The 22,577-nt window shown below is 48.2% G+C and carries 22 protein-coding genes and 1 riboswitch; of the genes, 11 read left to right on the forward strand and 11 right to left on the reverse strand.

Features of this window, described 5'->3' with window-relative positions; genetic code table 11:
• Positions 1-6: 6 nt before the first annotated feature.
• Both WC5_RS18195 and WC5_RS18190 read right to left on the reverse strand, forming a co-directional pair.
• On the reverse strand, positions 7-990 hold the full coding sequence (locus WC5_RS18195) for a FecCD family ABC transporter permease (protein ID WP_000986506.1): 984 nt from the start codon (positions 988-990) through the stop codon (positions 7-9).
• On the reverse strand, positions 987-1,796 hold the full coding sequence (locus WC5_RS18190; protein ID WP_000940875.1) for an ABC transporter ATP-binding protein: 810 nt from the start codon (positions 1,794-1,796) through the stop codon (positions 987-989). The genes WC5_RS18195 and WC5_RS18190 overlap by 4 nt, the downstream gene beginning before the upstream one ends.
• A gap of 373 nt (positions 1,797-2,169) precedes the next feature.
• Here WC5_RS18190 and WC5_RS18185 point away from each other — a divergent pair, with 373 nt between their 5' ends.
• A complete protein-coding gene (locus WC5_RS18185) occupies positions 2,170-4,311 on the forward strand; it encodes a TonB-dependent siderophore receptor (RefSeq protein WP_016231453.1) in 2,142 nt (713 codons plus the stop codon).
• Between the two features lie 62 nt (positions 4,312-4,373).
• Here WC5_RS18185 and parE read toward each other — a convergent pair whose 3' ends face one another.
• From parE to nudF, 5 genes are read right to left on the reverse strand one after another with little or no spacing between them, the layout of a single operon-like run.
• A complete protein-coding gene (gene parE / locus WC5_RS18180; protein ID WP_000195277.1) occupies positions 4,374-6,266 on the reverse strand; it encodes a DNA topoisomerase IV subunit B in 1,893 nt (630 codons plus the stop codon).
• Positions 6,267-6,294: 28 nt separating this feature from the next.
• Positions 6,295-6,876, reverse strand: a complete 582-nt coding sequence (yqiA, locus tag WC5_RS18175) for an esterase YqiA (protein WP_000105733.1) — start codon at positions 6,874-6,876, stop codon at positions 6,295-6,297.
• Positions 6,876-7,703 (reverse strand): 3',5'-cyclic-AMP phosphodiesterase, encoded by an 828-nt coding sequence (gene cpdA / locus WC5_RS18170; protein ID WP_000444757.1) that lies wholly within the window; start codon positions 7,701-7,703, stop codon positions 6,876-6,878. The genes yqiA and cpdA overlap by 1 nt, the downstream gene beginning before the upstream one ends.
• Before the next feature lie 24 nt (positions 7,704-7,727).
• A complete protein-coding gene (locus WC5_RS18165) occupies positions 7,728-8,150 on the reverse strand; it encodes a DUF1249 family protein (RefSeq protein ID WP_000833387.1) in 423 nt (140 codons plus the stop codon).
• On the reverse strand, positions 8,151-8,780 hold the full coding sequence (nudF, locus tag WC5_RS18160; protein WP_000917108.1) for an ADP-ribose diphosphatase: 630 nt from the start codon (positions 8,778-8,780) through the stop codon (positions 8,151-8,153).
• Between the two features lie 205 nt (positions 8,781-8,985).
• Here nudF and tolC point away from each other — a divergent pair, with 205 nt between their 5' ends.
• The 3 genes from tolC (at position 8,986) to WC5_RS18145 (ending at position 12,452) form a co-directional block, all read left to right on the forward strand.
• Positions 8,986-10,467: an outer membrane channel protein TolC gene (tolC, locus tag WC5_RS18155; protein WP_000735301.1), complete on the forward strand. Its 1,482-nt coding sequence runs from the start codon at positions 8,986-8,988 to the stop codon at positions 10,465-10,467.
• 147 nt (positions 10,468-10,614) lie between these two features.
• Complete coding sequence (locus WC5_RS18150) at positions 10,615-11,286, forward strand: DUF1190 family protein (RefSeq protein ID WP_000831533.1); 672 nt, start codon at positions 10,615-10,617, stop codon at positions 11,284-11,286.
• Positions 11,287-11,291: 5 nt separating this feature from the next.
• Complete coding sequence (locus WC5_RS18145) at positions 11,292-12,452, forward strand: glutathionylspermidine synthase family protein (RefSeq protein WP_000442877.1); 1,161 nt, start codon at positions 11,292-11,294, stop codon at positions 12,450-12,452.
• A gap of 122 nt (positions 12,453-12,574) precedes the next feature.
• Here WC5_RS18145 and ygiD read toward each other — a convergent pair whose 3' ends face one another.
• Complete coding sequence (gene ygiD, locus WC5_RS18140; RefSeq protein ID WP_010348745.1) at positions 12,575-13,363, reverse strand: 4,5-DOPA-extradiol-dioxygenase; 789 nt, start codon at positions 13,361-13,363, stop codon at positions 12,575-12,577.
• A gap of 142 nt (positions 13,364-13,505) precedes the next feature.
• Between ygiD and zupT the strand changes: the two genes are divergently transcribed.
• The gene (zupT, locus tag WC5_RS18135) at positions 13,506-14,279 is read left to right on the forward strand and encodes a zinc transporter ZupT (RefSeq protein ID WP_000115866.1); all 774 of its coding nucleotides are present in this window, start codon (positions 13,506-13,508) and stop codon (positions 14,277-14,279) included.
• 57 nt (positions 14,280-14,336) lie between these two features.
• Here zupT and yqiD read toward each other — a convergent pair whose 3' ends face one another.
• On the reverse strand, positions 14,337-14,507 hold the full coding sequence (gene yqiD / locus WC5_RS25520; RefSeq protein WP_000469267.1) for a protein YqiD: 171 nt from the start codon (positions 14,505-14,507) through the stop codon (positions 14,337-14,339).
• 571 nt (positions 14,508-15,078) lie between these two features.
• Between yqiD and WC5_RS18125 the strand changes: the two genes are divergently transcribed.
• The 4 genes from WC5_RS18125 (at position 15,079) to WC5_RS18110 (ending at position 20,049) form a co-directional block, all read left to right on the forward strand.
• Positions 15,079-15,642 carry a fimbrial-like protein gene (locus tag WC5_RS18125; RefSeq protein ID WP_000915004.1) on the forward strand — a complete coding sequence of 188 codons (564 nt, stop codon included), beginning with the start codon at positions 15,079-15,081 and terminating at the stop codon, positions 15,640-15,642.
• Positions 15,643-15,721: 79 nt separating this feature from the next.
• Positions 15,722-18,244 (forward strand): fimbria/pilus outer membrane usher protein, encoded by a 2,523-nt coding sequence (locus tag WC5_RS18120; RefSeq protein WP_001193618.1) that lies wholly within the window; start codon positions 15,722-15,724, stop codon positions 18,242-18,244.
• Between the two features lie 15 nt (positions 18,245-18,259).
• Complete coding sequence (locus tag WC5_RS18115) at positions 18,260-19,000, forward strand: fimbrial biogenesis chaperone (RefSeq protein WP_010348750.1); 741 nt, start codon at positions 18,260-18,262, stop codon at positions 18,998-19,000.
• Complete coding sequence (locus WC5_RS18110; protein WP_016231454.1) at positions 18,997-20,049, forward strand: fimbrial adhesin; 1,053 nt, start codon at positions 18,997-18,999, stop codon at positions 20,047-20,049. Before WC5_RS18115 ends, WC5_RS18110 begins: the two co-directional genes overlap by 4 nt.
• A gap of 63 nt (positions 20,050-20,112) precedes the next feature.
• On the opposite strand, the gene ribB is transcribed toward WC5_RS18110, so the two are convergent.
• Positions 20,113-20,766 carry a 3,4-dihydroxy-2-butanone-4-phosphate synthase gene (gene ribB, locus WC5_RS18105; RefSeq protein ID WP_001077004.1) on the reverse strand — a complete coding sequence of 218 codons (654 nt, stop codon included), beginning with the start codon at positions 20,764-20,766 and terminating at the stop codon, positions 20,113-20,115.
• 103 nt (positions 20,767-20,869) lie between these two features.
• Positions 20,870-21,018: riboswitch (FMN riboswitch) on the reverse strand.
• A gap of 121 nt (positions 21,019-21,139) precedes the next feature.
• Here ribB and ubiK point away from each other — a divergent pair.
• Entirely contained in the window at positions 21,140-21,439 is a 300-nt protein-coding gene (gene ubiK, locus WC5_RS18100; protein WP_010347865.1) for a ubiquinone biosynthesis accessory factor UbiK, read from the forward strand.
• A 34-nt stretch (positions 21,440-21,473) separates the two neighbouring features.
• Here the strand turns inward: ubiK and glgS are convergent, their stop codons facing one another.
• The gene (gene glgS / locus WC5_RS18095) at positions 21,474-21,674 is read right to left on the reverse strand and encodes a cell surface composition regulator GlgS (RefSeq protein WP_010348753.1); all 201 of its coding nucleotides are present in this window, start codon (positions 21,672-21,674) and stop codon (positions 21,474-21,476) included.
• Positions 21,675-21,940: 266 nt separating this feature from the next.
• Here glgS and WC5_RS18090 point away from each other — a divergent pair, with 266 nt between their 5' ends.
• On the forward strand, positions 21,941-22,570 hold the full coding sequence (locus tag WC5_RS18090) for an OB-fold-containig protein (RefSeq protein ID WP_000599920.1): 630 nt from the start codon (positions 21,941-21,943) through the stop codon (positions 22,568-22,570).
• Positions 22,571-22,577 lie beyond the last annotated feature (7 nt).

Here is a 22,577-nt window from a genome sequence, read left to right on the forward strand (position 1 = left end):
TCCGACTCATTTGAACATCCTCGTCGCCATAATGACAAAAACGGGCGCACCAACTAACGCCGTCATGACACCGGTCGCTAACTCATGGGGCGTGAAAAGCGTCCGGGCAATAATATCTGCCAGTAATAACAAAAGGGCGCCGACACAAGCTGAAAGAGGTAGCAGAACGCGCAGATCCGTTGATACCAGGCGCCTGACAATCTGCGGTACTAGCAAGCCGACAAAGCCAATGGGGCCAGCTATCGATACGGCAGCACCGCAAAGCAACGCGATCGCGATCAAAGTGAATGTCCGCGTGCGTAGTACCGAGACACCCAGCCCCTGCGCCATACGATCGCCCAGTGCCAACATGTTAAGAGAGGGAGCAAGGTAAAGGGCTAATACAAATCCCCCCAAAGAAAACCAGGCGGACGTACCCAGCGTCGCCCAATCCTGCCCCGCTAAATCACCTGCTAACCATGTCCGCATCGCCAGCAACGTTTGCTCGTCAAGAATCAGGATTGCAGCCGTTATTGAGGAAACAAACGCCGATAGCGCCACGCCGCATAAAGTAACTTTCATTGGCGTTAACCCTGAACGCCCTGCGGAGGAAAGCAGCAATATCAACAGGAACAATAACGCGCCTCCCGCAGATGCCAGCAGTGGGCGCCCAACAGGAAAGGCCAGTCCAAGCGCGCTGGCGGCAACGACGGCCAGGGCGGCGCCGGCATTTAAGCCTAAAATATGTGGCTCCCCCAATGGGTTACGAATGACAGCCTGCAACAAAGCACCAGCAACGCCAAGAGAAGCACCAGTCAGCAATGCTGCCGCTAAACGCGGCAAACGGAGTCTTACAATTACGTTGTGATCGAAGTTTTGCGGTTCAAAATGAAGAAATGCCTGCAACACCGTTTGTGGTGCAATAAATCGGGCACCAATCCCTGGATATACCACGCATCCCACCAGCAGTAAGGCGAGGAAAAATACAGTAACCAGCCCCACGCGCATCATACTTTTTCTACACCACGAAACGGCATGAAAAACGATTTCCCCGTCAGAGGATTTATTGATGCGTGAACATCAACGTCAAAGACAGCTTTTACCAGCTCAGGTGTGCAATGCTCCCCCTCATTCAATACACGCACCACTTTCCCCTGGCGTAAAAATATCAGCGTATCACCATAATTCACGGCAAAATTCAGATCATGCAACACCACGACGACTGTACGCCCGTGATGACGCGTTAAATCATGTAATAACTCAAGAATTTCAACCTGATAACGTAAATCAAGCCAGGTTGTGGGTTCATCCAGCAGGATATAAGGCGTCTTTTGCGCCAACACCATCGCAATCCAGCATCGCTGGCGCTGCCCACCAGAGAGTTTTTCAACCGGTAAATGTGCAAACTCCTGCGTACCGGTTAATTTCAGTGCCTCTTCTACCGCCTGTTCGTCGGCGTCGCTCCATTGACGTATGAAATTTTGCCAGGGAAAGCGCCCACGCGACACCAGTTCATAAACGGTTAAGCCCTCTGGCAATAATGGCGACTGCGGCAAGATCCCAAGTCTGCGGGATAACGCTTTCGTTGGTTGCTCGTGAATCGCTTTACCATCCAGCAATATCGAGCCGCCCATGGGTTGCAAGATACGTGCAATGGTGCTGAGCAACGTCGACTTTCCACAACCGTTTGCCCCAACCAGAACGGTCATTTTTTCTGTGGGAACGGAGAAAGAAACACCATCAACAATGATTTTCTTGTGATACCCGGCAGAAACATTGTCGAGGATCAGCCCCTGCCCTTTTGCGTTATGTGCCACGTGTACGCCAACTTAATCAAAGACAAACAAAAATAAAACTCATTCTCCTTTGAGAGTTTGACGCCACAAAATGTAGTAGTCAAGAAGTTAAAAGCCACACAAAAACAAGGTAAATAACAGGTTAAATATTTTTAATGATAAAAATAAAACCATTATATATTAATAATTTAATCACAACTAAATTGCATTAATCTCTCATAAAAACACATGTAGCAATTTTTTGTTATTTCTCATTTACTACTACATCACCACATGATTGAATGATTCTCAATTACATATCCGATGGCGAAATAACAAACGGATAGTGCTTAGTGAGCAACAAGAAACAATTTTCACTCGCGACAATCCGCGAGTTTTTGGGATAACAGACTAAATGGCTAAGTTCACACCTTCATTCTCAGGAGTCAAAGGTCGGGCGCTCTTTTCACTGCTCTTTGCGGCACCGATGATTCATGCAACCGACACTGTAACGACCAAAGATGGCGAAACAATCACTGTTACAGCGGATGCAAACACCGCAACTGAGGCTACCGATGGTTATCAACCTCTGAGCACCTCCACGGCGACATTAACCGATATGCCAATGCTGGATATTCCGCAGGTGGTCAATACGGTTAGCGATCAAGTACTGGAAAATCAGAATGCGACGACGCTGGATGAGGCGCTTTATAACGTCAGTAACGTGGTACAGACCAATACATTAGGCGGGACTCAGGATGCTTTTGTACGCCGTGGGTTTGGCGCAAACCGGGATGGCTCGATCATGACCAACGGTCTGCGAACCGTACTTCCTCGCAGCTTCAACGCCGCAACAGAACGTGTGGAAGTGCTAAAAGGCCCGGCCTCCACGCTGTATGGCATTCTCGATCCTGGCGGACTGATTAACGTCGTGACAAAGCGCCCGGAAAAAACATTCCATGGTTCTGTCTCAGCCACGTCCTCCAGTTTCGGTGGTGGCACCGGGCAACTTGATATCACAGGCCCCATTGAAGGCACTCAGCTGGCATACCGCCTGACGGGGGAAGTGCAGGATGAAGATTACTGGCGGAATTTCGGTAAAGAGCGCAGTACATTTATTGCCCCATCACTCACCTGGTTTGGTGATAATGCAACAGTAACCATGCTCTATTCCCATCGGGATTATAAAACGCCGTTCGATCGTGGAACGATTTTCGACCTTACGACGAAACAGCCCGTAAACGTTGATCGAAAAATACGTTTCGACGAACCGTTTAATATTACAGATGGTCAGTCCGATCTGGCGCAACTCAACGCAGAATATCATCTCAATAGCCAGTGGACAGCGCGCTTTGATTACAGCTACAGCCAGGATAAATACAGCGATAATCAAGCTCGCGTTACCGCGTATGATGCAACGACAGGAACACTGACACGGCGTGTTGATGCAACTCAGGGATCTACCCAGCGTATGCATTCTACTCGTGCGGATCTGCAAGGGAATGTTGATATTGCTGGATTCTATAATGAAATTTTGGATGGGGTGTCATATGAATATTATGATCTTCTGCGCACAGATATGATTCGCTGTAAAAACGCTAAAGATTTCAATATTTATAATCCTGTTTATGGCAATACCAGCAAATGCACAACGGTCTCGGCGTCGGACAGCGATCAGACGATCAAACAGGAGAGCTACTCAGCGTACGCACAGGACGCACTCTATCTGACCGATAACTGGATTGCCGTCGCCGGGATCCGCTATCAGTATTACACGCAGTATGCGGGTAAAGGCCGCCCTTTTAATGTCAATACTGACAGTCGCGATGAACAATGGACTCCCAAACTGGGGTTGGTCTACAAACTTACGCCATCGGTATCCTTATTTGCTAATTATTCGCAAACATTTATGCCGCAATCGTCAATTGCCAGCTACATTGGCGATCTTCCACCGGAATCATCTAATGCTTACGAAGTCGGGGCAAAATTCGAGCTGTTCGATGGTATAACCGCAGATATTGCGCTGTTTGATATCCATAAACGTAACGTCTTGTATACCGAAAGTATTGGTGACGAAACCATCGCCAAAACGGCAGGCCGCGTTCGTTCAAGAGGGGTAGAGGTCGACCTTGCGGGAGCATTAACTGAAAATATTAATATAATTGCCAGCTACGGCTATACCGATGCTAAGGTTCTGGATGATCCTGATTATGCAGGAAAACCATTGCCGAATGTTCCTCGTCATACCGGTTCGCTATTCCTGACCTATGACATTCACAACATGCCAGGCAATAACACACTGACGCTTGGCGGTGGCGGACATGGCGTAAGCCGTCGTTCGGCAACCAATGGGGCTGACTATTATCTGCCAGGCTATTTCGTTGCCGATGCCTTCGCCGCATACAAAATGAAATTGCAGTATCCGGTCACTCTGCAATTAAACGTCAAAAACCTGTTTGATAAAACGTATTACACCTCTTCCATCGCCACAAATAATCTGGGCAACCAGATTGGCGATCCTCGTGAAGTGCAATTCACGGTGAAAATGGAGTTTTGATAAAAAAGCCCGGTATACGATTGTATACCGGGCTATGTTTTATTCTCCTGACGGGAGGATTATCAGACCTCAATCTCCGCCATGTCACCTTTCTCTTGCAACCAGTTACGGCGGTCTTCCGAGCGTTTCTTCGCCAGCAGCATATCCATCATCGCGTCAGTACGCTGATCATCTTCATCATCAATGGTTAACTGCACCAGACGGCGAGTATTCGGATCAAGCGTGGTTTCGCGCAATTGCATCGGGTTCATTTCCCCCAGCCCTTTAAAACGCTGAACATTCGGCTTGCCTTTCTTGCGTTTTAATTGCTCAAGTACGCCCTCTTTCTCTTCTTCTGTCAGCGCGTAATAGACCTCTTTACCCAGATCAATACGGTAGAGCGGTGGCAGAGCGACGTAAACGTGACCGTGTTTCACCAGCGTGCGGAAGTGTTTTACAAACAAAGCGCAGAGCAGCGTGGCAATGTGCAGGCCATCGGAGTCCGCATCCGCGAGGATACAGATCTTGCCGTAACGTAGCTGGCTCAGATCGTCGCTGTCAGGATCAATACCGATCGCTACCGAAATATCGTGCACTTCCTGCGAGGCCAGTACTTCATCGGAAGAGACTTCCCAGGTATTAAGGATCTTACCTTTCAGCGGCATGATCGCCTGATATTCACGATCGCGCGCCTGCTTAGCGGATCCGCCTGCGGAGTCCCCTTCCACGAGGAACAGTTCGGTACGATTGAGATCCTGCGCAGTACAGTCTGCCAGTTTTCCTGGCAATGCCGGTCCACTGGTCAACTTTTTACGTACCACTTTTTTAGCCGCACGCATACGACGCTGGGCGCTGGAAATTGCCATCTCAGCAAGTAGTTCCGCCGCCTGGACGTTCTGGTTCAGCCACAGGGTGAAGGCATCTTTCACCACGCCAGAAACGAATGCCGCACATTGACGCGAAGAGAGACGCTCTTTGGTCTGCCCGGCAAACTGCGGGTCCTGCATTTTTACTGACAGCACATATGCGCAGCGATCCCAGATATCTTCCGCCGACAGCTTCACGCCGCGCGGCAGAATGTTGCGGTATTCGCAAAACTCACGCATCGCATCCAGCAAGCCCTGACGCAGACCGTTAACGTGCGTACCGCCCTGCATCGTTGGGATCAGGTTGACGTAGCTTTCGGTCAGCAGTTCACCACCTTCCGGTAGCCACAGTAGCGCCCAGTCAACCGCTTCAGTATCGCCAGCGAAATTACCAATAAACGGTTTTTCCGGCAGCGTCGGTAAACCATTTACCGCTTCCGCCAGGTAATCGTTCAGACCGTCCTGATAGCACCAGCGTTGCTCAGTGTTGTTGATCTCATCTTTGAAGGTGATCTCAACGCCGGGGCACAGTACTGCTTTGGCTTTCAGTACATGTGTAAGCCGGGAAACAGAAAAGCGCGGGCTGTCAAAGAAGGTTTCATCCGGCCAGAAGTGCACGCTGGTGCCGGTATTGCGTTTACCGCAAGTGCCGACAACCTGCAAATCCTGAACCTTTTCGCCATTTTCAAAGGCGATATTATAAATCTGACCATCGCGGCGCACGTTGACTTCTACGCGCTTTGACAGGGCGTTAACCACCGAGATCCCCACGCCATGCAGGCCGCCAGAGAACTGATAGTTTTTGTTAGAAAATTTACCGCCTGCGTGCAGACGGCAAAGAATCAGTTCAACCGCCGGTACACCCTCTTCAGGGTGAATATCCACCGGCATCCCGCGACCATCGTCAATCACTTCTAACGACTGGTCAGCATGTAAAATTACATCCACGCGTTTTGCGTGACCCGCCAGTGCTTCATCGACACTGTTATCAATAACTTCTTGCCCCAAATGGTTAGGGCGAGTGGTATCGGTATACATCCCCGGACGGCGGCGAACCGGCTCAAGCCCGGTGAGTACCTCAATGGCATCAGCGTTATAAGTTTGCGTCATGGTTTAAGTTAGCAATTCGAGTTGATCGTCAGAGATGGTGCAGACCAAGAAAATCGACGATCGGGTTGAAATAATCTTCGAAGCCCGTAAATGCGTGGTTGCCGCCTTCTATTACAGTCTGGCGGCAGGAAGCGTAGTACGCCACCGCCTGGCGGTAATCCAGCACTTCATCTCCCGTCTGTTGCAGCAGCCAGATCAGATCCGGCGCTTCCAGCGGGTCAATCTGCATGACTTTGAGATCGTAAATATGGCGTGACTCTAGCACATATTGCTGCCCGGTGTAGGGGTTCTCGTTCTGACCGAGATAGTCTGTTAGCAGTTCAAACGGGCGCACCGCCGGGTTTACCACCACTGCGGGCAGCATAAAACATTGCGACAACCAGGTGGCGTAGTAACCCCCCAGTGACGAACCGACGATACCCAGCGAATCGCCGCCATGTTCCAGGACAATGGATTCCAGCAGTTCTGCCGCATCGGAAGGATACGGCGGCAACTGCGGAATAATCATCTCAACGTCAGGGTGATGTTCCGCCAGCCAGTTTTTCAACAAGCTCGCTTTTGCAGAACGCGGTGAGCTGTTGAAACCGTGTAAATAAAGAAGCGTAGACATCAGTAGCCTTCTGAAGCGGTATCAGGTTGGAAACGCGTGTCCGCCAGGCGGTGCACTTCGGTAGTCAGCGTGCCATCAGCATGTAACTCCAGCGTACGCCAGCCGGGGGCAATGGTGTCCAGCGTGAAGTTGGAACAGTGCGGTTTAAATTGCACACAGGTCGACGGCGTTGCCAGCAGGCGGCGCCCATTCCAGTCGAGATCGAGTTCCTGATGAATATGACCACACAGCAGATATTTGACGTGCGGAAACTTCGCCAGCACATTATCCAGTTCACCTGCGTTACGCAGACTGTGTTGGTCGAGCCAGCTACAGCCTGCAGGCAGCGGATGATGGTGCAGTAGCAGCAACGTATGGCGCTCTGGCGCATCAGCCAGCTTACGTTCCAGCCAATCAAGCTGAAACTCGCTCAATTCGCCGTGCGGTACGCCAAACACCTGGCTATCCAGCAACAGGATTTGCCATTGCTCACCGATAAACACACGCTTCGCCGGGGAGATACCCGCATCCTGTAACGCGCTGTACATCGCAGGCTGGAAATCATGGTTTCCCGGCAGCCAGACGCAGGGCGCACGAAAGCTTGCGATGCCTTCTGCAAAGTGCAGATAGGCCGCAGCAGTTTGATCCTGCGCTAAATCACCTGTCGCGACAATCAGGTCGAATTCGTGCTGGTGTGGACGAATCGCCTCCAGCACAGCCTGGTAGCTCTCCCAGGTGTTAACCCCCAACAGGGCTTCGTGCTTTTGTGCAAACAGGTGAGTGTCGGTAATTTGTAAAATCCTCACTCTGGCCTCACCAGCCAGAGGAAGGGTTAACAGGCTTTCCAAATGGTGTCCTTAGGTTTCACGACGCTAATAAACCGGAATCGCCATCGCTCCATGTGCTAAACAGTATCGCAACCAATCCGCTAAAAACTGATTAATTTGATGCTTTTCGTCGCGTTGATGCAACTTTTTATTAGGATAATCATACCGCGCTTTGAAGCGAAAAATCTGCTGGCTTGAACACACTTCAGCCACCATCGCGTCATGATACAGACGCACCGTCATTGACGGAAGGCTCCAGTAGCTGATCGCGGGCGCAGTCTGTTCTATTGTCACCAGGGTAGTGTATCGGGTCGATTCCACTATCGTTAGCCGATAATGTGCGTTTGCCACCTGATAGCTTATAGTTTCGCCGGGTGCGTCATTGCGCGGTAACAAACGGCGCAATTGTGAAAAGTTCATCTCGCACAGGCGCATCATTTCAGGAAAGTCAGGTGTGTAACGCTTCATTTATGCCCACTCATTTTTTAACGCTTGATGATGCAGTTGCAGCCATTGCAAAGCGATGACCGACGCTGCGTTGTCGATTTTCCCCTCTTCTACCCACTGGTATGCCTGTTCCCGGCTTACCACATGAACGCGAATATCTTCGTTTTCATCAGCCAGACCGTGAATACCGCTTGCGGTCGTGGCGTCCACTTCGCCCACCATAATTGACGAACGCTCACTGGTGCCGCCTGGGCTTGCGAGGAAACTTAACACCGGTTTGGTTCGTTTGACTATCAGCCCCGCTTCTTCAATCGCTTCGCGACGGGCGACATCTTCCACACTTTCCCCCTCTTCAATCATCCCGGCAACCATTTCCAGTAGCCAGGGGGTTTCGCTGGTGTCATATGCGGCAATCCGTATCTGCTCAATCAGCACGACTTCATCACGCACTGGGTCAAAGGGTAGCAAGACTGCGGCGTGACCGCGCTCAAAAATTTCCCTGCGGACTTCATGACTCATTTGCCCGTTGAATAGACGATGACGAAACCTATAAAGATCTAATGAAAAAAAGCCGCGATAAAGTGTTTCTCGTGCAATAATTTCTACATCGTTTTTGCCAAATGAAACGGGCAGGTTGTCTGGCTTAAGCATGGTTAATGTCCTGGCACTAATAGTGAATAAAATGTGAATTTCAGCGACGTTTGACTGCCGTTTGAGCAGTCATGTGTTAAATTGAGGCACATTAATGCCCTATGGCACGTAACGCCAACCTTTTGCGGTAGCGGCTTCTGCTAGAATCCGCAATAATTTTACAGTTTGATCAGCGCTAAATACTGCTTCACCACAAGGAATGCAAATGAAGAAATTGCTCCCCATTCTTATCGGCCTGAGCCTTTCTGGGTTCAGTACGTTGAGCCAGGCCGAGAACCTGATGCAAGTTTATCAGCAAGCACGCCTTAGTAACCCGGAATTGCGTAAGTCTGCCGCCGATCGTGATGCTGCCTTTGAAAAAATTAATGAAGCGCGCAGTCCATTACTGCCACAGCTAGGTTTAGGTGCAGATTACACCTATAGCAACGGCTACCGCGACGCGAACGGCATCAACTCTAACGCAACCAGTGCATCCCTGCAGTTGACTCAGTCCATTTTCGATATGTCGAAATGGCGTGCGCTGACCTTGCAGGAAAAGGCTGCCGGTATTCAGGACGTCACCTATCAGACCGATCAACAAACCTTGATCCTCAACACCGCGACCGCTTATTTCAACGTGTTGAATGCCATTGACGTTCTTTCCTATACTCAGGCGCAAAAAGAAGCGATCTACCGTCAGTTGGATCAAACCACCCAACGTTTTAACGTGGGTCTGGTGGCGATCACCGACGTGCAGAACGCCCGCGCACAGTACGATACCGTGCTGGCGAACGAAGTGACCGCACGTAACAACCTCGACAATGCCGTTGAGCAACTGCGTCAGATCACCGGTAATTACTATCCGGAACTGGCAGCACTGAATGTCGAAAACTTCAAAACCGACAAACCACAGCCGGTTAATGCGCTGCTGAAAGAAGCAGAAAAACGCAACCTGTCGCTGTTACAGGCACGTTTGAGCCAGGATCTGGCGCGCGAGCAAATTCGCCAGGCGCAGGACGGTCACTTACCGACGCTGGATTTAACAGCTTCTACCGGGATTTCTGATACCTCTTATAGTGGTTCGAAAACCCGTGGTGCGAACAGTGCCCAGTATGACGACAGCAATATGGGCCAGAACAAAGTTGGCCTGAGCTTCTCGCTGCCGATTTATCAGGGCGGGATGGTTAACTCGCAGGTGAAACAGGCACAGTACAACTTTGTCGGTGCCAGCGAACAACTGGAAAGCGCACACCGTAGCGTCGTGCAAACCGTGCGTTCCTCTTTCAACAACATAAATGCATCTATCAGTAGCATTAACGCTTACAAACAAGCCGTTGTTTCCGCCCAAAGCTCATTAGACGCGATGGAAGCGGGCTACTCGGTCGGTACGCGTACCATTGTTGATGTGTTGGACGCTACCACTACGCTGTACAACGCCAAACAAGAACTGGCAAATGCGCGTTATAACTACCTGATTAACCAGTTGAATATTAAATCAGCTCTGGGTACGTTGAACGAGCAGGATCTGCTGGCACTGAACAATGCGCTGAGCAAACCGGTTTCCACTAACCCGGAAAACGTTGCACCGCCAACGCCAGAACAGAATGCTATTGCTGATGGCTATGCGCCTGATAGCCCGGCACCAGTTGTTCAGCAAACATCCGCACGCACTACCACCAGTAACGGTCATAACCCTTTCCGTAACTGATGACGATGACGGGGCTTCGGCCCCGTCTGAACGTAAGGCAACGTAAAGATACGGGTTATCTGCCGCATTCTTCCCTCTTCTCGCTTCAATTTCGACCAGCCATCCTCTATTCTGATGGGTATTTACCACTGGTCCCGGAAGACAAAAATGAAACGGACAAAATCCATACGCCACGCATCGTTCCGTAAAAACTGGAGCGCACGCCATCTGACACCTGTCGCTCTCGCGGTTGCCACTGTTTTTATGCTGGCTGGCTGTGAAAAGAGTGATGAGACTGTGTCTCTGTATCAAAATGCTGATGATTGTTCAGCTGCAAACCCAGGTAAAAGCGCAGAATGCGCCACTGCGTACAATAATGCGCTGAAAGAAGCGGAACGTACTGCGCCGAAATACGCCACTCGGGAAGACTGTGTTGCTGAATTTGGCGAAGGTCAATGCCAGCAGGCGCCGGCTCAGGCTGGCATGGCGCCAGAAAACCAGGCACAGGCTCAGCAATCCAGCGGTAGCTTCTGGATGCCGCTGATGGCTGGTTACATGATGGGGCGTCTGATGGGCGGCGGCGCGGGCTTTGCACAGCAGCCGCTGTTCTCCTCGAAAAACCCGGCCAGCCCGGCTTACGGCAAATATACTGATGCCACCGGTAAAAACTATGGCGCTGCCCAGCCAGGCCGCACCATGACCGTACCGAAAACAGCTATGGCGCCGAAACCGGCGACCACCACCACCGTTACCCGTGGCGGCTTTGGTGAATCTGTTGCCAAACAAAGCACCATGCAGCGTAGCGCAACCGGCACTTCTTCTCGTTCAATGGGCGGCTGATACCGATGGAAAGAGTCAGTATTACCGAGCGCCCGGACTGGCGCGAAAAAGCTCACGAGTACGGTTTCAATTTTCATACCATGTACGGTGAGCCGTACTGGTGTGAAGATGCTTACTACAAATTGACCCTCGCACAGGTCGAAAAGCTGGAAGAAGTCACCGCCGAACTACACCAGATGTGCCTGAAAGTGGTGGAAAGAGTGATCGCCAGCGACGAGCTGATGACCAAATTCCGCATTCCAAAACACACCTGGAGTTTTGTGCGTCAGTCATGGCTGACTCACCAGCCGTCGCTTTATTCGCGTCTTGATCTGGCGTGGGATGGCACTGGCGAACCTAAACTTCTGGAAAATAACGCCGATACACCAACGTCACTGTATGAAGCTGCGTTCTTTCAGTGGATCTGGCTGGAAGATCAGCTTAACGCGAGCAACCTACCGGAAGGTAGCGACCAGTTTAACAGTCTGCAAGAAAAGCTGATCGATCGCTTTGTCGAGCTGCGTGAGCAGTACGGCTTTCAGTTGCTGCATCTCACCTGCTGTCGCGACACAGTGGAAGATCGCGGCACAATTCAGTATTTGCAGGACTGCGCGACCGAAGCTGAAATCGCCACCGAGTTTCTGTACATCGACGATATCGGTTTAGGCGAAAAAGGTCAGTTCACGGATTTGCAGGATCAGGTCATCGCTAATCTGTTCAAACTGTATCCGTGGGAATTTATGCTGCGCGAAATGTTCTCCACTAAGCTGGAAGATGCTGGCGTGCGTTGGCTGGAACCAGCATGGAAGAGCATTATTTCCAACAAGGCGCTTCTGCCACTACTGTGGGAGATGTTCCCGAATCACCCGAACCTGTTGCCCGCTTATTTTGCGGAAGATGATCATCCGCAAATGGAAAAATATGTGGTTAAGCCGATCTTCTCACGTGAAGGCGCAAACGTGTCAATCATCGAGAACGGCAAAACCATTGAAGCGGCGGAAGGTCCGTATGGCGAAGAAGGCATGATTGTTCAGCAATTCCATCCACTACCGAAATTTGGCGACAGTTATATGCTGATTGGTAGTTGGCTGGTGAATGATCAGCCTGCCGGAATTGGGATTCGTGAAGACCGCGCATTAATCACCCAGGATATGTCTCGGTTTTATCCGCATATTTTTGTAGAGTAATCAATGATACCGGATGGCATTCGCCATCCGGTATCGTAGCTCAGATAAGGCGTTTACGCCGCATCTGACAGCCGTTGCCGGATGTGGCATAAGCTAGCCGACAAAGGGTGATATTTTCTCCGTTAGCCTACCTGCACCGACAACATGCTTAAACTGCCCATCTCTATGCCATCAACTGGAACAGTCACCGGCTCCTGACCATCCCACGCACCTAACACATACAACAATGGCAGAAAGTGTTCCGGTGTTGGGTTCGATAACGCCCCACCTTCATGGTCGAGGTAATTCACTAGTGGATGCTCCTCAACCGCCCCTTGCCACGTCAGATTCGCTTTCACATACTCATTAAATGACATCGCCCACGGATACGGTGAACTATCACCATGCCACTTCACCGTGCGCAGGTTATGCACCACGTTGCCACTGGCAACTAACATTATCCCTTCATCGCGCAGCGCCGCCAGTTTACGTCCCATTTCGAAATGCCAGGCGGCGGGTTTAGTGCTGTCAATACTCAACTGTACCAGCGGGATGTCAGCCTCAGGATACATCTTAATCAGCACGCCCCAGGAACCGTGGTCAAAACCCCACGCTTCTTTATCCAGGGTAACGGGTACTGGCGCCAGCAATTCGACCAGTCGCTGTGCCAACGCTGGTGAACCCGGCGCCGGATAATGGGTTTCGTATAATTCCTGAGGAAAACCGCCAAAGTCATGAATTGTCGGCGGCGTTTCCATCGCCGTTACTCCCGTGCCACGAGTAAACCAGTGCGCAGAAATAGCGACTATCGCTTTCGGGCGCGGCAATGTCTCGCCTAGCTGCTGCCAGGCCTGGGTATATAAATTATCTTCCAGCACATTCATCGGACTACCGTGACCTAAAAACAATGCTGGCATACGCGTTGAAGACATGATGATATCCTTAATTGAAGGTGTCATTTTGATATCCTCACAATACGCTTGTTCGGTGGGCGAAGAACCCAGATAACCATGATGATGATCATCAGTTATTTTGAAGCTCCACCTGAAGTTGAAGAATTATAAGGAGTTGTCGATGTCAGTACCTCTCATTCTGACCATACTGGCGGGGGCAGCCACGTTTATTGGCGCGTTTCTCGGCGTTCTTGGACAAAAACCCTCAAACCGACTGCTGGCGTTTTCGCTGGGATTTGCGGCGGGGATCATGTTGCTCATCTCATTAATGGAGATGCTTCCTGCCGCATTAGCCGCCGAAGGGATGTCGCCTGTGCTGGGCTACGGTATGTTTATCGTTGGTTTGCTGGGCTATTTTGGCCTGGACCGCATGTTGCCCCATGCCCACCCGCAGGATTTAATGCAAAAATCAGTGCAGCCGCTACCAAAATCAATCAAGCGCACTGCCATTTTGCTCACTCTGGGTATCAGCCTGCATAACTTCCCGGAAGGGATTGCCACCTTTGTCACAGCGAGCAGTAACCTGGAGCTGGGCTTTGGTATCGCTCTGGCAGTGGCGTTGCACAATATTCCTGAAGGTCTGGCAGTAGCAGGGCCGGTTTATGCTGCAACAGGCTCGAAACGCACCGCAATTCTGTGGGCCGGGATTTCTGGACTGGCAGAAATTCTCGGTGGTGTTCTGGCGTGGTTAATCCTCGGTAGCATGATTTCTCCAGTGGTAATGGCAGCAATCATGGCGGCGGTTGCGGGTATTATGGTCGCACTTTCCGTTGACGAATTAATGCCATTGGCCAAAGAAATTGATCCCAATAATAACCCCAGCTATGGCGTGCTATGTGGAATGTCAGTAATGGGGTTCAGTTTAGTGCTGCTACAAACGGCAGGAATTGGTTAAAAACGACTTCAGATGTTGTCCCGCGCATGGACAACATCTGCAGACATCACAAAAGCTCTATTCCAGCTTTTCTGCTACTTCTTCTCTCGCACTGCTTAAGTATTTGTTACGCGCTTCCAGCAGTGCGTCTCTGTCCTGGCGGAACGCCCGACAATAACGTTTCAGATGCAGAAAATAACCCACCACAACCAGCGCAATCAATACAATCCAGTACCAGGCGATAAACATCCTTTTTACCCTTAACATTTAACATTATTAAACATTTGGCGAATAAATTTCACACATCCATTTTCGGATATATTCATATGGTCGCATAATAGAGAAACAATTATATGATTTCGATCATATTTAATGAACAGAAACATATCATTTGTTGTTTAAAAAACACCCTTTACATTAAAAATACTTATACTTCCTTCAACATAGGGTATCTATTCATTATATATATTTCATTGTTGCTATTTTATGTAAACCATATGTTTACAATATTTCATTAGCATTCAGAATATAAATGGAAAGCTATTAACGACAAGCACAAACCGCCTAACAACGGAGGTTAATTTCACCTGTTTACTCAAAACAACATTCACCACACCAATTAATTTTATTTATTTTGATTAATGTAATAGCAAATTCATTTTCTTTATTTATCGTTTAAGTTTTCCTTAAAGTCAATTTAAAAAAACATAACAAGACTTGCATTTAGCCACGTGATAACATTTTACTGAAATTAATATTTCATTCAAAAAATATATTTTCTCTCATATTTCATACTTCCTATTTGTAAAGGATTATACTCATGTTAAAGAAAACCCTTCTGTCTGCATTCGCGGCTACATTAATTTCTGGTGTCGCTTTTAACGCTCTTGCTGATGATACAAATCAGGGGTCAGGTAAAATCACTTTTAAAGGTGAAGTTATCGATGCACCATGTTCTATCGCGCCTGGTGATGAAGATCAAACCATCAACCTTGGTGAAGTTGCCAGCACTGTATTGAACAGTGGACAAAAATCTCTGCCGGTAGATGTCACCATTCATCTGCAGGACTGCATTTTGTCTGATGGCACAAATACTGTCGATAAAGTCAAAATTACCTTCAGTTCTGCCAGCGTTGATACCACTGACTCCAGCCTGCTGAAAAACACCCTTGATGGCAACATCGGTAGTGCATCGGGTGTTGGTGTTCGCCTGATAAAATCTGACAACACTAATGTGACCCTGGGTACTCCAGTCACCATCAATTTCCCTACCACCAACTCATTCCAGGAGCTGAACTTCAAAGCTCGCATGGAATCCCTGGCTAAAAATGCAACACCAGGTAACGTCCAGGCGCAGACAAACTATGTCCTCGACTACAAATAATAATACTCATAGATAACGCCAGAAAATCAAGCCGATGAAGTTTCATCGGCTGTTTGGGACATTGTAAAAATGGATTTTTATGCAAACTAAAAACACGTTTAGTCGGGATAAATTATCTCTCTCAATAAAAAATGTCCTTTCTGGTGTTGTATGCTCACTGTTATTAGTTTTTCCGACACAAGCGGTAGAATTCAACGTTGATATGATTGACGTTGAAGATCGTGCAAATATCGATCTCTCCCGATTCGAGAAAAAAGGATATATCACCCCAGGCAAATATCTTGTTCGCGTGCAGATCAATAAAAATATATTACCGCAAACGTCGACGCTGGACTGGGTAAAAGCAGATACAGAAAGCGGTTCGTTACTGTGCCTGACGAAAGAGCATTTAACTAACTTTGGCCTGAATGAAGAATTCATTGAAACCTTACAAACAATTCAAAGCACTGACTGCCTTGATTTAAGCCTAAAACCAGAATTAATAACGCGCCTCGATAAGTCAACAATGGTGTTATCACTCAGTGTTCCTCAGGCATGGCTCAAATATCAGGCCAAAAACTGGACTCCCCCCGAATTCTGGGATGACGGTATCGCAGGGTTTATTCTCGACTACAACCTGTACGCCAGCCAGTATGCGCCACATCACGGCGACAGCACCCAAAATATCAGTTCCTACGGCACATTAGGTTTCAACCTCGGCGCATGGCGTTTACGCAGTGATTATCAATATAATCAGAATCTTACTGAAGGCCGTTCCGTTAGCCACGACGGCGACTTTGCGCGCACCTATTTGTTCCGTCCTATCCCCACATGGTCATCAAAATTTACCATGGGGCAATACGATCTGAGTTCCAATCTTTACGATACATTCCACTTTACTGGTGCATCCTTAGAAAGTGACGAAAGTATGTTGCCACCCGATTTACAGGGTTACGCCCCGCAAATTACCGGTATCGCGCAGACTAACGCCAAAGTCACCGTTGCACAAAATGGTCGAGTCCTTTATCAAACTACCGTTTCACCTGGGCCATTTACCATTTCTGATTTGGGGCAATCGCTCCAGGGGCAACTGGATGTCACTGTAGAAGAAGAAGATGGTCGCACCAACACCTTTCAAGTCGGCGCTGCTTCTATCCCTTATTTAACCCGTAAAGGGCAAGTGCGCTATAAAATGTCACTTGGGAAACCAACCTCCGTTGGGCATAACGATATCAATAACCCATTCTTCTGGACGACGGAAGCCTCATGGGGATGGCTGAATAACGTCTCTCTCTATGGCGGCGGCATGTTTACGGCTGATGATTATCAGGCGATTACTACCGGTGTAGGTTTTAACCTTAATCAGTTCGGCTCGCTTTCATTCGATGTCACCGGCGCAGAAGCCTCTCTGCAACAACAGAATAGCGATAAATTACGCGGCTATAGTTATCGGTTTAACTACGCAAAACATTTTGAATCAACTGGGAGCCAGATTACCTTCGCGGGTTATCGTTTCTCTGATAAAGATTATGTGTCGATGAGTGAGTATCTCGCCTCGCGCAACGGCGATGAAAACGTCGATAATGAAAAAGAGAGCTATGTAATTTCGCTGAACCAGTACTTTGCTGCGCTGGAGCTGAACTCTTATCTCAATATTACACGTAATACCTACTGGGACCGTGAAAGTAATACCAATTACTCCCTGTCTTTGAGCAGAAATTTTGATATTGGTGATTTCAGAGGGATCTCCGCTTCGCTGGCAATAAGCCGGATTCGTTGGGATGACGACGAAGAGAATCAGTATTATTTCTCATTCTCTCTGCCTTTACAGCAAAATCGTAATATCTCATACAGTATGCAACGTACCGGTGACAGTAATACCTCGCAAATGATCTCCTGGTATGACACATCAGATCGTAACAATACCTGGAATATTTCAGCATCGGCAACAGACGACAATATCCGCGATGGAGAGCCAACACTGCGCGGAAGTTATCAGCACTATTCTCCGTGGGGACGCCTGAATATCAACGGTAGTATGCAACCAAATCAATACAACTCAATCACTGCTGGCTGGTACGGCTCTCTGACAGCCACGCGTCACGGTGTTGCGCTTCATGATTATAGCTACGGTGATAATGCCCGCATGATGGTGGATACAGACGGCATTGCTGGCGTTGAGATTAACTCTAACCGTACCGTGACCAACGGGATGGGCGTTGCTGTTGTTCCTTCTTTATCGAACTACACCACCGCCATGCTAAGAGTGAATAACAACGAATTGCCCGAAGGTGTGGATGTTGAAAACTCAGTCATTCGCACCACGCTCACTGAGGGCGCGATCGGTTACGCGAAACTGAATGCCAGCACCGGATACCAGATCGTCGGAGTGATCCGCATGGAAAATGGCCGTTTCCCGCCACTTGGAGTGAGCGTAACGGATAAAGCATCAGGTAAAGATGTGGGCCTGGTTGCAGAAGATGGCTTCGTTTATCTCAGCGGAATTCAGGAAAATAGTACATTGCGTTTAACATGGGGGGATAACATGTGCGAAATGACTCCGCCCAATAAAAGTAATATCAGCGAAAACGCTATTATTTTACCGTGTAAAAAAGTCAATTAATTCAGGATGAATGAAATGAAAATGCCAATAATCACAACGGGAATGATCTGTTTACTGGTGATAAGTTGTTTTGCCCAGGCCACGGTTTCACCGGACAGGACGCGCATTATTTTTAATGCTTCCAGTAAAAGTGCGACAGTTCGTCTGACCAATCAAAGCAAAACTGAACCTTATCTGGCGCAGTCATGGATTGAAGATGCCAGCGGCAAAAAAACACGCGACTATATTTCAACGCTGCCGCCAATGGAACGTATCGAAGCAGATGAACAGGTGCAAATTCGTCTGATGGCACTGGCATCGCTCAATAACTTACCACAAGACAGGGAAACCTTGTTCTACTATAACGTCCGGGAAATTCCGCCTCGCGCCAAAGAACAGAATGTAATGCAGATCGCGATGCAAAGCCGCCTGAAATTATTCTGGCGTCCAAAAGCCATTGAATTAAAAGAGGGGCAAATGGTGCCTCTGCAAAAAGTCACGGTAACCCGTACTGCGACAGGACTCACGCTCAATAATCCAACGCCTTATCATATTACTGTTGGTTATATAGGCACTAACGGAAAAACATTAATGCCTGGGGCAGACAGCATTATGGTAGCACCGTTTGCAACAGCGACTCAGCACCTGAACAACCTACCAGCCACATTCCTGCTCGGTTTTGTTGGCGACTATGGTGGTCTGGAAATGTTTAAAGTTGAGTGCAACTCCGTCCAGTCTCTGTGTCAAAGCACATCAGCCAGAAAGGGAAAATTATGATTACGCTTTTTAGGCTGTTAGCTATTCTGTGTTTGTTTTTTAACGTTTCTTCTTATGCTGTCGATTGCTATCAGAATAAAAACAAAGGACCTACGCTGATCGAAAAGGAGATGCCCTCCTTCAGAATTCCTCAAAATGCCATTCTGGGTCAGAAAATTTGGGAAAGTGACGATATCGCTGTCCACGTTTTTTGCAACAATGCAGGTAACTGGTCATCTGCTAACCCCACAGAAAATATTCATGCCTGGATCAAATTGGCAGAGTTTAATGATCCCATCGTTCTGAACAACCCGTATTTAATATTTGGTGTGACTTATAACGGTCAGGACTATGAAGGAAATGGTCAGAGCATAGATACGGGAGTGTGTCTGGATCGAAAGAATTCAACGGGGGATCAATATACAACTAAAGCTTGTAATGGCAGCACATATCAGAAAAATAACGAATTCAATGCTCGTTTTCGCTTGTATGTAAAACTCGCTCAATTTCCCCCTTCTACAGAGGGCCTCAGTTGGGACTTTGGGGATGTAAACGTGTTGCAATTTGATGGTGGACAAGGTGCAAACACTAACCCCGGAGCAAAAAACCTTCATGTGAATATTACAGGTCTAGACAATATTTCATTTCTTGATTGCGGCGTAACTATGCGCATTTATCCAGAAAGCCAGATAGTCAACTTTGGTCAAATCGCTGCAAACTCTTTCTCGACATTTCCCCCCAAAGCAGCTTTTAGTGTTTCAACAATAAAAGATGCCACTGCTGATTGCAGCGAACAATTTGACGTTGCAACAAGTTTCTATACAAGTGACACACTCTACGACGATACCCATCTGGAAATGGGAAATGGTCTGTTGATGAACATCATCGACCAAAAAACGAAGGATTCCGTAATATTTAACCAGTATAAAATATTTACCACCTATGTACCGGGGCAATCTTCCACCACGGCGACCCATGACTACCTGGCGGAATTAACACAAAAACCTGGCGAATCGCTTAGATTCGGCCCCTTCCAGAAAGACTTGATCGTAAAAATAAACTATCACTAAATAGCAAAAAAGCCGGGGTCAGTCCAGATGCCCGGCTTTTCTATATTCAAAATATACAGGCTATTAACTGGCTTTACGCTCGTGCGCCTGACGATAAGCCACCAGATCTTCGATAGTAACCAGTGCCATATTGTGTTTATTCGCAAACTCAATGCACTCTGGCGCACGCGCCATGGTGCCATCGTCATTAGTCAGCTCACACAGTACACCTGCCGGTTTAAACCCTGCCAGCGTCATCAGATCAATGGTCGCTTCAGTATGACCACCGCGAGTCAGTACACCACCCGCCTGTGCGCGCAGTGGGAAAACGTGGCCCGGACGATTCAGATCTGACGGTTTCGCGCCATCGGCAATAGCAGCACGAACGGTTGTAATACGATCAGCGGCAGAAACACCGGTAGTCACACCTTCAGCAGCCTCAATGGTCACGGTAAAACCGGTGCCATAGGCGCTGGTGTTATTTTCTACCATCATTGGCAGCTCGAGTTGTTTACGGCGATCTTCAGTGATGCACAGGCAAACAATACCGCTACCGTGGCGAATGGTCAGCGCCATCTGCTCAACGGTCATCGTTTCTGCCGGGAAGATCATATCGCCTTCGTTTTCACGGTCTTCATCATCAAGCACCATTACACCGCGTCCTTCACGCAGCGCAGCCAGTGCATTTTCAACACGTTCGAAAGGCGTACCAAAAGAGGAAAGTAGCGTCTGATTCATGGTAAAAAAACCTCACTAAAATTATGGTTACCAGAATCAGGGCAGTCTTAGGAGTGGCGGCATATAGCCAAAATAACGTGAGCGGGTCCATGCCCGACAGAATCGTTACTCTCTCCCATCCGGACTCTAACCGTCGGCCCCGGAATTACACCGGATCTGCTGTCCTTTGAGTTTGCACCCAAAGCGCTCGCGGGCTTTCAACTAAGTTGATTTACCGCCGGTGGGGAATTTCGCCCCGCCCTGAGAATAAGCGGATTCACTATAACGCTAATGATTAGCGGCGGCAACGCACAGGTTCACATAATTCTGGTTTATGACTTACCCTTATCGCACTACAATGGCACTAAACACCTATCAGTACAGGGAAACTACAATGATTGACCCGAAAAAAATTGAGCAAATTGCTCGCCAGGTTCACGAATCAATGCCTAAAGGAATCAGGGAGTTCGGGGAAGATGTGGAGAAAAAAATCCGCCAAACCCTGCAGGCGCAGTTGACGCGTCTCGATCTTGTGAGCCGTGAAGAATTCGACGTTCAGACGCAGGTTCTGTTACGGACCCGTGAGAAACTGGCGTTACTGGAACAGCGCATCAGTGAATTGGAAGCACGCAATAATCCGGTAGCAGAAGTTCAGTCTCCTCCAGCCATCCCACCCGTTGATAAAGCAGAATAAAGCAACACAAAAACGGGCCAAATGGCCCGTAATATCAATGTTCTAATTCCAGTTCTTTTGACTGTGTCATCCGCTGGCAATACCAGGCATAGCGGGCGCAAAACCAGGTCCGATGTTCTTCATCCATATTACCGGTGACGGCCAGAATATCGACCGGGCGGCCTTCAGAATGCATTCTGGCAAAACTACGCGCCAGGAAATCGAAATTATTTAAAGAATTAAGACTATGATCCATAAGCACATCCTCCGGTTATCGCATACCTTTTAAGGCTATATGCTTTTTCTGATTTCAGTATTCCCTAATCAGTGTAGTGCCTTTAAACATAACGTGCGTAAATATATTGTTTAGGATCACACTTTTTCAAAAAATAAAAAATAACATTAAATGACTTCTCCTTTTAAGAACTCACTAACATATGTTATTATTAGCCAAGATAAATGTAAGCAAGGAAACCATACCACAATAAACAATGCGTCACTGAATGGACGATGGAGTGACTGATGATTTTATTTGCCGACTATAACGCACCTTATCTTTTCGCTATTTCCTTTGTACTATTAATCGGTCTGTTGGAAATTATTGCCATTATCTGTGGCCATATGCTATCCGGCGCTCTCGATGCACATCTTGATCATTACGATTCCATAACCACAGGTAATATTAGTCAGGCGCTTCATTATCTCAATATCGGACGGCTACCAGCCCTCATCATCCTCTGCCTGTTAGCCGGTTTCTTTGGGCTGCTTGGCGTTTTGCTACAACACGCCTGCATCTTGCTCTGGCAAGTCCCACTCTCGAATCTGTTCATTGTTCCTGTCAGTTTGCTGCTCACAATTATCATAGTGCATTATACCGGTAAGATAATTGCCCCCTGGGTTCCACGTGACCATAGCTCTGCTATTACCGAAGAAGAATATATTGGCTGTATGGCATTAATTACCGGTCATCAGGCGACTTCAGGTAACCCCTGTGAAGGAAAACTCACCGATCAATTCGGTCAAACACACTATTTATTACTTGAACCCGAAGAAGGGAAATTTTTTAAGAAAGGTGACAAGGTATTAATTATTTGCCGACTTTCTCCAACGCGGTATTTGGCTGAAAAAAATCCCTGGCCAAATATATTATAAGTATTTA

The organism is Escherichia sp. KTE114 (assembly GCF_000407765.1).
In the GTDB taxonomy this organism is placed as follows: domain Bacteria; phylum Pseudomonadota; class Gammaproteobacteria; order Enterobacterales; family Enterobacteriaceae; genus Escherichia; species Escherichia ruysiae.

Bases quoted from the DNA above. Each gene is read 5' to 3' on its own strand.
- parE (WP_000195277.1), bottom strand. From the start codon at position 6,266: ATGACGCAAACTTATAACGCTGATGCCATTGAGGTACTCACCGGGCTT.
- WC5_RS18110 (WP_016231454.1), top strand. From the start codon at position 18,997: ATGATTACGCTTTTTAGGCTGTTAGCTATTCTGTGTTTGTTTTTTAAC.
- WC5_RS18120 (WP_001193618.1), top strand. From the start codon at position 15,722: ATGCAAACTAAAAACACGTTTAGTCGGGATAAATTATCTCTCTCAATA.
- WC5_RS18185 (WP_016231453.1), top strand. From the start codon at position 2,170: ATGGCTAAGTTCACACCTTCATTCTCAGGAGTCAAAGGTCGGGCGCTC.
- WC5_RS18125 (WP_000915004.1), top strand. From the start codon at position 15,079: ATGTTAAAGAAAACCCTTCTGTCTGCATTCGCGGCTACATTAATTTCT.
- ubiK (WP_010347865.1), top strand. From the start codon at position 21,140: ATGATTGACCCGAAAAAAATTGAGCAAATTGCTCGCCAGGTTCACGAA.
- glgS (WP_010348753.1), bottom strand. From the start codon at position 21,674: ATGGATCATAGTCTTAATTCTTTAAATAATTTCGATTTCCTGGCGCGT.
- ribB (WP_001077004.1), bottom strand. From the start codon at position 20,766: ATGAATCAGACGCTACTTTCCTCTTTTGGTACGCCTTTCGAACGTGTT.
- WC5_RS18145 (WP_000442877.1), top strand. From the start codon at position 11,292: ATGGAAAGAGTCAGTATTACCGAGCGCCCGGACTGGCGCGAAAAAGCT.
- WC5_RS18165 (WP_000833387.1), bottom strand. From the start codon at position 8,150: ATGAAGCGTTACACACCTGACTTTCCTGAAATGATGCGCCTGTGCGAG.
- tolC (WP_000735301.1), top strand. From the start codon at position 8,986: ATGAAGAAATTGCTCCCCATTCTTATCGGCCTGAGCCTTTCTGGGTTC.
- ygiD (WP_010348745.1), bottom strand. From the start codon at position 13,363: ATGTCTTCAACGCGTATGCCAGCATTGTTTTTAGGTCACGGTAGTCCG.
- zupT (WP_000115866.1), top strand. From the start codon at position 13,506: ATGTCAGTACCTCTCATTCTGACCATACTGGCGGGGGCAGCCACGTTT.
- yqiD (WP_000469267.1), bottom strand. From the start codon at position 14,507: ATGTTTATCGCCTGGTACTGGATTGTATTGATTGCGCTGGTTGTGGTG.
- WC5_RS18115 (WP_010348750.1), top strand. From the start codon at position 18,260: ATGAAAATGCCAATAATCACAACGGGAATGATCTGTTTACTGGTGATA.
- nudF (WP_000917108.1), bottom strand. From the start codon at position 8,780: ATGCTTAAGCCAGACAACCTGCCCGTTTCATTTGGCAAAAACGATGTA.
- yqiA (WP_000105733.1), bottom strand. From the start codon at position 6,876: ATGTCTACGCTTCTTTATTTACACGGTTTCAACAGCTCACCGCGTTCT.
- WC5_RS18195 (WP_000986506.1), bottom strand. From the start codon at position 990: ATGATGCGCGTGGGGCTGGTTACTGTATTTTTCCTCGCCTTACTGCTG.
- WC5_RS18150 (WP_000831533.1), top strand. From the start codon at position 10,615: ATGAAACGGACAAAATCCATACGCCACGCATCGTTCCGTAAAAACTGG.
- WC5_RS18090 (WP_000599920.1), top strand. From the start codon at position 21,941: ATGATTTTATTTGCCGACTATAACGCACCTTATCTTTTCGCTATTTCC.